Source organism: Alphaproteobacteria bacterium (assembly GCA_019695395.1).
Taxonomy (GTDB): Bacteria; Pseudomonadota; Alphaproteobacteria; order JAEUKQ01; family JAIBAD01; genus JAIBAD01.
Genome location: JAIBAD010000058.1, coordinates 1 through 8,797 on the forward strand (window position 1 = coordinate 1; position 8,797 = coordinate 8,797).

The window sequence follows — 8,797 nt, forward strand, 5'->3', positions numbered from 1 at the left end:
CATATTTTTGGGTTCTTCTTGGCACCATATAATTTCTGCTTTGGGAAATAGTTTCAATTCATCAAGTAAAGCATCATCAGGAAAAGGATAAAGTTGCTCCATTCTTAAGATAAGAATATCTTTGTTTTTTTGTTTAGCCCGCTCTTCATAAAGGTCGTAATAAATTTTACCCGAACATAAAATTATTTTTTTACCCAAGCCTTTATAAAAAACATCATCATCCTTAAGCACCCGCTGGAAACAAGTTCCTTCTGCCATATCTTTTAGGGATGAGACACATAATTTATGTCTTAATAATGATTTAGGCGTCATAATAATTAAAGGTTTACGGAAATTGCGATGAATTTGGCGGCGCAATACATGAAAGTAACTAGCGGGTGTTGTACAATTAACAACCTGCATATTATCTTCGGCACAAAGTTGAAGATAACGTTCCAATCTGGCTGAACTGTGTTCCGGACCTTGGCCTTCATACCCATGGGGTAACAGCATAACCAATCCCGACATACGAAGCCATTTAGCTTCACCTGAAGAAATAAACTGATCAATAATAACCTGGGCACCATTGGCAAAATCACCAAATTGGGCTTCCCATAAAACTAATGTATTGGGATCTGCCAAACTATACCCATATTCAAATCCCAAAATACCAGCTTCTGATAATGGACTATCAACAATTTCCAAAATTTTTTGTCCAGCTTTAACATTATTTAAAGGGATATAAGGTTCTTCCGTTTCTTGATCAATTAAAACCGCATGACGCTGGGAAAATGTTCCACGCCCACAATCCTGACCCGATAAACGTACCCCATAACCTTCGGCCAACAATGTTCCAAATGCCAAAGCTTCCCCTGTGGCCCAATCAATTGCTGTATCTTTATCAAAAGCAGCACGCTTTGTAGATAATTGACGGATGATTTTGGAATTCGCTTTAAATGAAGGGGGTAAATTTGTTAAATTTTTACCTATTTCTTTTAATGTTTTCATATCAACGGCTGTATTACCCTTGCGGTCACATGCTGTGGCGATTTTCAAACCCTGCCACATTCCTTGCAACCAATCTGCTTTATCTGGTTTATAAAGCGTTGCCGATTGGTATTCCGTTTCCAAAATACGTTGAAAATCATCCACAATCTTTTGGGCTGCTTCTTCTGTAAGTGTTTTATTATCAATAAGTTTTTTTGTATAAATTGCGCGCGTACTAGAATGGGCCGCAATTTTTTTATACATCAAAGGTTGGGTGAAAGCTGGTTCATCTGTTTCATTATGGCCAAAACGGCGATAACAAAATATATCAACAATAACATCTTTTTTAAATTGCTGACGAAATTCCATAGCCAATGTTGAGACATAGGCAACAGCCTCAGGGTTATCCCCATTAACATGAAAAATTGGCGCTTGGACGATTTTGGCAACCTCTGAACAATAGGGACCTGAACGTAAATTAACAGGATTTGTCGTAAATCCAATTTGATTATTCACAATAAGATGAATAGTACCCCCGACCCTATATCCTCTGAGATCAGAAATATCCAAAGTTTCAGCAACTAATCCTTGACCTGCAAACGCAGCATCGCCATGCAATAATATAGGCATGATTTCTGCGCGTTCTGTATCATTATATTGTTTTTGTTTAGCTCTAACCTTACCCAATACAACTGTATTCACAGCTTCAAGATGTGAAGGGTTGGCCGTAAGTGATAAATGCATGGACCTGCCTTCAATCACACGATCAGACGATGTTCCCAAATGATATTTTACATCGGCCGATCCTTGAACATCTTCTGGATTAATATCATTACCTTGAAATTCTGAAAATATAGCTGCAAAGGATTTACCTAAAACATTGGCCAGCACGTTTAATCTGCCCCTGTGGGCCATACCTAAAACAATTTCTCTTAATCCAAGCTTACTTGCTTTTCGTAAAATAGTATCCAAGGCAACGATTAAAGATTCTCCGCCATCAAGACCAAATCGTTTGGTAGCTGTATATCTTTTATCAAGAAAATGTTCAAAAATTTCAGCAATTGTTAATTGGGTTAAAATATTTTTTTTATCTTCAGCTGTTAAATATCCCCAACGATTTTCTTGTTCAATACGCTCTTGAATCCAGTATTTCTGCGCAGGGTCTTGAATATGCATATATTCAACGCCAACATCCCCACAATAAATTTCCCGCACCCGTTTTACAATTTGACCAAATGTTGCTCTTTCTAATCCCAAAGCATGCCCAATAAAAATTGGTCTATTCATATCTTCAGCATTAAATCCATAAGTTACAGGATTAAGTTCAGGATGCGATTCATAAGGTTTTAAATTTAAGGGATCGAGATTTGCTTCAAGATGCCCACGTACCCGGTAAGCCCTGATAAACATTAACGCTCTTAAAGAATCGTGCGCTGCATGTTCAATTTGAAGATAATCAGCCGTCGAAATTTTATCAGAAAAAGGTAGGGAAGATGAAGGTAATGTTTGCTTTGGAAGAGAAGAGGTATTGGAAGACCAACTGGGTCCTTTATTATTACCGATAACTGTTGAAATATCATCGCCAAGTTCTTTAAAAAAACTTTGCCAACTTGGATTGACGCTTTGAGGATTACGTAAATATTGCAGATATAGTTCTGTAATAAATGAACTATTCACCCCATAAAGAAAACTAGTATCAATGTCTGAATTGCTCATGGATTTAATATAGTATGTACCCTATTAAAATGGTGAATTTAAATTCTATTATATAATTTAGGCAATCTGCCTCTATATAACAAGAATAAATTTTCTTATTAATGCATAGACTTTGCCATTGTTTCCCCTAATAAGGCAGGCGATTCTGCAACAATGATTCCAGCTTGACGCATGGCGTCAATCTTATCATCAGCACCACCCTTACCCCCCGAAATGATGGCACCTGCATGCCCCATACGTCTCCCAGGGGGGGCTGTGCGACCCGCAATAAATCCAACCACCGGTTTTTTTGTGGTTTGTTTTTTAATAAAAGAAGCGGCTTCCTCTTCAGCAGAACCGCCAATTTCACCAATCATAATGATACCTTCTGTTTGAGGGTCAGCCCAAAACATTTCAAGACAATCAATAAAATTTGTTCCATTAATTGGATCCCCCCCAATACCAATACAACTTGATTGACCAAGACCTGCCGCCGTTGTCTGGGCAACCGCTTCATACGTTAATGTACCTGAACGTGACACAATACCAATACGTCCTGGTTTATGAATATGGCCTGGCATAATGCCAATTTTACACGCACCAGGTGTTATTACACCCGGGCAATTTGGTCCAATCAATCTAGAAGCTGAGCCCAAAAGCGCATGTTTTACCCGAAGCATGTCAAGTACAGGGATACCTTCTGTAATACAGACGATTAATTTTACCTTGGCATCAACAGCTTCTAAAATAGCATCAGCTGCAAAAGGAGGGGGCACATAAATCACCGAAGCATCGGCTTTTGTTGCCTGAACTGCTTCATGAACAGTATTAAAAACAGGTAAATTTAAATGTATCGTTCCACCCTTGCCAGGTGTTACCCCACCAACCATTTTCGTCCCATAAGCTATAGCTTGCTCACTGTGAAAAGTACCTTGAGCACCTGTAAATCCCTGACAAATAACTTTTGTGTGTTGATTAACAAGAACAGCCATTATTGAACCTCCCGAACTGCTTGAACAATATTTTGGGCGGCTGTGGCAAGATTTGAGGCAGAAATAATTTTCAATCCAGATTCTTGTAAGATTTTTTTACCCAATTCAACATTTGTCCCCTCAAGCCTAACCACCAAAGGTACATGAATACTAATTTCTTTAGCTGCAGAAACAACCCCTTCTGCAATAACATCACATCGCATAATACCACCAAAAATATTAATCAAAATTCCCTCCACCTTGGGATCTGATAAGATAAGCTTAAATGCCTGGGTTACTCTTTCTTTTGTAGCCCCACCCCCAACATCAAGAAAATTAGCAGGATCACCCCCATAAAGTTTAATAATATCCATAGTGGCCATGGCTAATCCCGCCCCATTGACCATACAGCCAATATTCCCATCTAATTTTATGTAATTAAGACCATATTTACTTGCTTCAATTTCGGCTTGGTCTTCTTCATCTTCATCCCGAAGCTTTAATATATCTGCATGGCGATAAAGAGCATTATCATCAAAATTCATTTTAGCATCTAAGGCTATCAAATCGCCTTGCTTAGTTAAAACCAAAGGATTAATTTCAATAGCACTGGCATCTAATTTCATTAATGCTTCATAAATACCCGATAAAAATTTAACAGCTGCAGCAAGATTTGTATTAGCTAATCCTAATTTAAACGCAACATATCGTGCTTGGTAAGGCATAAATCCTGTGGCTGGATCCACTGCAATTTTAACGATTTTATCTGGATGTTTTTCTGCAACCTCTTCAATATCAACCCCACCTTCACTTGAGGCTAAAAACATAATTTTTGATGTTTGACGATCAACAAGAGCACTTAAATAAAATTCTTTTTGAATATCACATCCCGATTCAATATAAAGTCTTTTGACGACCTTACCCGCAGGTCCTGTTTGGGGTGTGACAAGAGTTTTCCCCAAAATTTCTTTACTTAAATCACGAACTTGGTCTAAAGAACGGGCAAGTTTAACCCCCCCTGCTTTACCACGTCCACCTGCATGTATTTGAGCCTTTACTACCCAAACATTTCCACCCAATTTGCGGGCGGCTTCTTCAGCCTCAGTAACAGTATAGGCAACAAAACCTGGAAGAACAGTTACACCAAATTGACCAAGCAATGCTTTGGCCTGATATTCATGAATATTCATTTGATTATTAACGACCTTTAATTAATACAACTAAGATAAAACAAAAAGTGATGGCGGTAGTCCAAAATCACTTCAGATAAGGTTTGCAACTTTAACAAGTTTGTTCAAGAGTGCAAGTCTTTCTTACAATTTTTGGTTGCCAAAAATACTGATTTTTGACCACCGCCATCCTAAAGGTCGACCCAGAACGGGATTTGGGTCTTATCTTTTCTTTGGAGCAGCTTTTTTTGCTGTCTTAGATGCTACTTTCTTAGCTGCTGGTTTAGCAGTTTTAGAAGCAGTCTTTTTTGGTGCAGCTTTAGTCGCGGCTTTAGCTGTTGTTTTAGCCATTGGCTTTTTTGCAACAGTTTTGGCACCTGACTTAGATGCTGACTTTACAGTTTTTTTCATCATTTTATTTCTTATCTCCTTGTTGAAGAACCCTTATCGTTTTGATAAGGTCTTTGACAGCCGAAATTGATTTATTAAACATAACCTTTTCAGATTTATTTAGGTCAACTTCGACTACCCTCTCTACACCACTTGCCCCAATAATAACTGGAACACCAGCGTAAAGATCCTTTACCCCATACTGGCCATTCAACCAAGCCGCACAAGGCATTATTCTTTTTTTATCTAATAAATAAGATTCAATCATTTGAATAACAGAAACAGCGGGTGCATAAAAAGCTGATCCTGTTTTTAAGAGCGATACAATTTCAGCCCCACCATCACGTGTACGTTGAACGATTGCATCTACTTTTTCTTTACTGATCCATTTTTGTTTAATGAGTTCAGGCAATGGAATACCTGCTACTGTTGTATAACGTACAAGGGGTACCATTGTATCCCCATGTCCCCCAAGAACAAACGCGCTGACATCTTCAACTGATACTTTAAGTTCTTCTGCTAAAAAGAAACGAAAACGTGCTGTATCTAAAACACCTGCCATACCAACAACTTGACGATAAGGAAGCCCGCTTGCTTCACGCATAACCCAAACCATAGCATCCAAAGGATTGGTGACAACAATCACGAAAGCTTTGGGGCAATTCTTTTTTATTGCTTGACCAACTTTGGTAATGACATTTGTATTAATAGTTAAAAGATCATCCCGGCTCATCCCAGGTTTACGCGCAACACCTGCGGTCACCACAACGACGTCAGCACCTTTAATGGCACTATAATTACTACTTCCTTGAACTTTTGTATCAAAGCCAACCACACCAGACGATTGACTAATATCAAGCGCTTTACCCTGGGGCAATCCTTCAACAACATCACAAAGAATAACATCTGCCCATTCTTTAGCAGCTAATTGAAAAGCAAGAGTGCCCCCTATATTCCCTGCTCCCACTAAAGCAATCTTCTTACGTATCATTTCCCCTCAAAAATAATTTTAGATGCCTGTCTTTAAAAATATTTTTCAATACATTAAACGTTATATACTATACTATTATTAGTAGTCATACACTTTTTGTTTACCAAGATCAAGTAGCTGATACTATTTATAGTATGTTTTGCAAAAAAGACACATATGGTTTTGATTGCATTTCGTAAAGTCTTGATAAAGTCCTTTGAAATTCAAATTGAAATTCTTCTCCTTTATATAAAGATTTAAGATCTACCTCCGCACTACAAAATAAAATATTTTTTTGATCATATAAAACATCAATCAAAGAAATAAATCGCTTCAAACTATCTTTGGATATGAAAGTTAAATCCGGGATATAAGATAAAATAATTAAGCGATACTGTTGGGCAATGGTTAGATAATCTGTTGGTGACAAGGGTTGATCACATAAATCAGAAAAATAAAACCATACAATATTTGATGTGGCTCTTGGTATTACAATTGAACGACCTTGAATAGATAACAGTGTGGATTTGGGCGTTTCTTTTTGCGCATATAAAGAAAAAATTTTAGCCATTTGATTTTCTGTGTCGTCGTTGGCTGGATAATAATAAAAATTTTCCACGTGTTGTAATGTACGTCTGTAATCTCTACCAGTTAAATGCATAACATGCATATGATTATCAATTAATTGAATAAACGGCATTAGATATTCTCTTTTCAACCCATCTTTATAAAGATCTTTTGGTGCAAAGTTAGATGTAAGAATAATAACAACATCATTATCCCAGAGTTTGGTAAATATTCTTTTAATAAGCATAGCATCAACAATATTTGTGATAAAAAATTCATCAAAACAAAGAACCGTAAATTTTTGTATAAGATTTTTTACAACATAATCTATGGCCGAATTTTCATCTTTTATTTTTTGTTTTGTACGCCATTGATGTAACAACGCATGGATTTCAGAAATAAATGTATAAAAATGAACCCGTCTTTTCTTAGACATATTTAAATTATTATAAAACAAATCCATCAAAGTCGTTTTTCCAGAACCCACGGGACCATAAAGATAAAATCCTTTAAGAGAGGGATATTTTATAAAATAGGTTAAAATTCTTTTTAAAAAGTGCTTTTGATTTCGAGCATTCAGATTATGAATTAAATTTTGCAAATGATGAATGAGATTTAAATGTTGATCATCATGATCAAATTTTTTTTCAAGAGAAAGTTCTTGATATTTAATTAGAAGATTATTGTTCGACATTAAAAATTCAGATATACTTAGATAAATATTTTACATACACATATTATATTTATTAAAAAATACTTTTACATTCTATATGGATAATTCTAATAAACCACCATCATCTGATCAAATCAAACAAAAGCTTGTTGAAACAAAAGAAAAATGGGCTAAAGAAGGACGTCTTTTAACTGGACAAACAAGCGATGCTGCTAAAGATCGTCTTCCTTCTGGTCAAAGAGAGGTTAAAAATTGGCCCGTCCTGGATTTGGGTATTCAACCTAATATCCCTTTGGATAATTGGAAGCTAACTGTTGATGGTCTGGTCAAAAATCCTGTAGCACTCGACTGGAAACAATTACAAGACATGCCCATGGTTGATTTGGTATCGGATGTTCATTGTGTTACAGCTTGGTCACGATTTGATAATCATTGGCAAGGTGTTTCCACAAGGGAGCTTGCAAAATTGGTCCAACCTATGGGTGACGCAAAATTTGTTTTATGTTCCAGTTATGATGGATATACAACCAATGTACCGTTGGATATTTTCCTGGATCAAAATTCGCTTATCGCCATTGCCTGGGAAGGAAAACCTTTAACCCGTGAACATGGGGGACCTGTTCGCATGGTTATCCCCAAACTTTATTTTTGGAAAAGTGCCAAATGGATTAAAAGATTAGAATTTATTAAAGAAGACCATCCAGGATTTTGGGAAACGCGTGGATATCATAATCATGGTGATCCCTGGCTTGAACAACGCTATAGTAATTCTTGAAAAAAAACTTTAAAATGCTTTTCTTAATAAAAAGGAGATCTTTATATAATGTCTAAAATTTATAAATCATTGTTTCTAAGTTTTATAGCTTATTTTATGTCATCAGTTCTCATCTCCCTTTATGCCATGGGATCTGGTTCTGGTAGTTCTAATTCCAATACGCCTGCACCATTTTCGTCATCTAGTAAAAGTACCGTTAATCTTACAGATGCCAAAATAAAAATTCAGGCAAAAAATTTTCGTGGTGCTATTCCTGTTTTAGAACAAATTGTTATTGATGATCCCAAAAATGCTGACGCATTTAACTATCTTGGATATAGCTATCGGATGAGTGGTGATAAACAAAAATCATATGATGCGTATCAAAAAGCTTTAGCAATTGATCCTATGCATAAAGGGGCCAACGAATATTTGGGAGAATTATATCTTGAAATGAACAACCCTGGTAAAGCTGAAGAACGTTTGGCTATTTTAAAATCAGCATGTACAAATTGTATAGAATATACAACACTTGAAGCATCTATTCTTAAATTTAAAACAACTACAAAAAATTAATTTACTAACTAAAATCATCCCATCAAAATTAAAAATTGATGGGGTGATTTATTTATTTTTATTTAA

At 36.3% G+C, this 8,797-nt stretch carries 8 protein-coding genes; 3 read left to right on the forward strand and 5 right to left on the reverse strand.

What is annotated here, in order from left to right:
• The 3 genes from K1X44_08425 to sucC form a co-directional block, all read right to left on the reverse strand.
• On the reverse strand, positions 1 to 2,682 hold a 2,682-nt coding region (locus K1X44_08425; protein MBX7147316.1), incomplete at its 3' end, for a 2-oxoglutarate dehydrogenase E1 component.
• Positions 2,683 to 2,780: 98 nt separating this feature from the next.
• Positions 2,781 to 3,653: a succinate--CoA ligase subunit alpha gene (gene sucD, locus K1X44_08430; protein MBX7147317.1), complete on the reverse strand. Its 873-nt coding sequence runs from the start codon at positions 3,651 to 3,653 to the stop codon at positions 2,781 to 2,783.
• The gene (sucC, locus tag K1X44_08435) at positions 3,653 to 4,822 is read right to left on the reverse strand and encodes an ADP-forming succinate--CoA ligase subunit beta (protein ID MBX7147318.1); all 1,170 of its coding nucleotides are present in this window, start codon (positions 4,820 to 4,822) and stop codon (positions 3,653 to 3,655) included. Before sucC ends, sucD begins: the two co-directional genes overlap by 1 nt.
• A gap of 136 nt (positions 4,823 to 4,958) precedes the next feature.
• Between sucC and K1X44_08440 the strand changes: the two genes are divergently transcribed.
• Entirely contained in the window at positions 4,959 to 5,282 is a 324-nt protein-coding gene (locus K1X44_08440) for a hypothetical protein (GenBank protein ID MBX7147319.1), read from the forward strand.
• On the opposite strand, the gene mdh is transcribed toward K1X44_08440, so the two are convergent.
• Both mdh and K1X44_08450 read right to left on the reverse strand, forming a co-directional pair.
• Positions 5,217 to 6,182: a malate dehydrogenase gene (mdh, locus tag K1X44_08445; GenBank protein ID MBX7147320.1), complete on the reverse strand. Its 966-nt coding sequence runs from the start codon at positions 6,180 to 6,182 to the stop codon at positions 5,217 to 5,219. The genes K1X44_08440 and mdh overlap by 66 nt on opposite strands.
• A gap of 127 nt (positions 6,183 to 6,309) precedes the next feature.
• Complete coding sequence (locus K1X44_08450; protein ID MBX7147321.1) at positions 6,310 to 7,422, reverse strand: AFG1 family ATPase; 1,113 nt, start codon at positions 7,420 to 7,422, stop codon at positions 6,310 to 6,312.
• 76 nt (positions 7,423 to 7,498) lie between these two features.
• Here K1X44_08450 and K1X44_08455 point away from each other — a divergent pair, with 76 nt between their 5' ends.
• Complete coding sequence (locus K1X44_08455; GenBank protein MBX7147322.1) at positions 7,499 to 8,176, forward strand: sulfite oxidase-like oxidoreductase; 678 nt, start codon at positions 7,499 to 7,501, stop codon at positions 8,174 to 8,176.
• 48 nt (positions 8,177 to 8,224) lie between these two features.
• Positions 8,225 to 8,731, forward strand: a complete 507-nt coding sequence (locus K1X44_08460; GenBank protein MBX7147323.1) for a tetratricopeptide repeat protein — start codon at positions 8,225 to 8,227, stop codon at positions 8,729 to 8,731.
• The last annotated feature ends 66 nt before the right edge of the window (positions 8,732 to 8,797 follow it).

Excerpts from the sequence above, each read along its gene's own strand:
- mdh (MBX7147320.1), bottom strand. The coding sequence starts at position 6,182 with ATGATACGTAAGAAGATTGCTTTAGTGGGAGCAGGGAATATAGGGGGC.
- K1X44_08450 (MBX7147321.1), bottom strand. The coding sequence starts at position 7,422 with ATGTCGAACAATAATCTTCTAATTAAATATCAAGAACTTTCTCTTGAA.
- K1X44_08455 (MBX7147322.1), top strand. The coding sequence starts at position 7,499 with ATGGATAATTCTAATAAACCACCATCATCTGATCAAATCAAACAAAAG.
- K1X44_08460 (MBX7147323.1), top strand. The coding sequence starts at position 8,225 with ATGTCTAAAATTTATAAATCATTGTTTCTAAGTTTTATAGCTTATTTT.
- sucC (MBX7147318.1), bottom strand. The coding sequence starts at position 4,822 with ATGAATATTCATGAATATCAGGCCAAAGCATTGCTTGGTCAATTTGGT.
- sucD (MBX7147317.1), bottom strand. The coding sequence starts at position 3,653 with ATGGCTGTTCTTGTTAATCAACACACAAAAGTTATTTGTCAGGGATTT.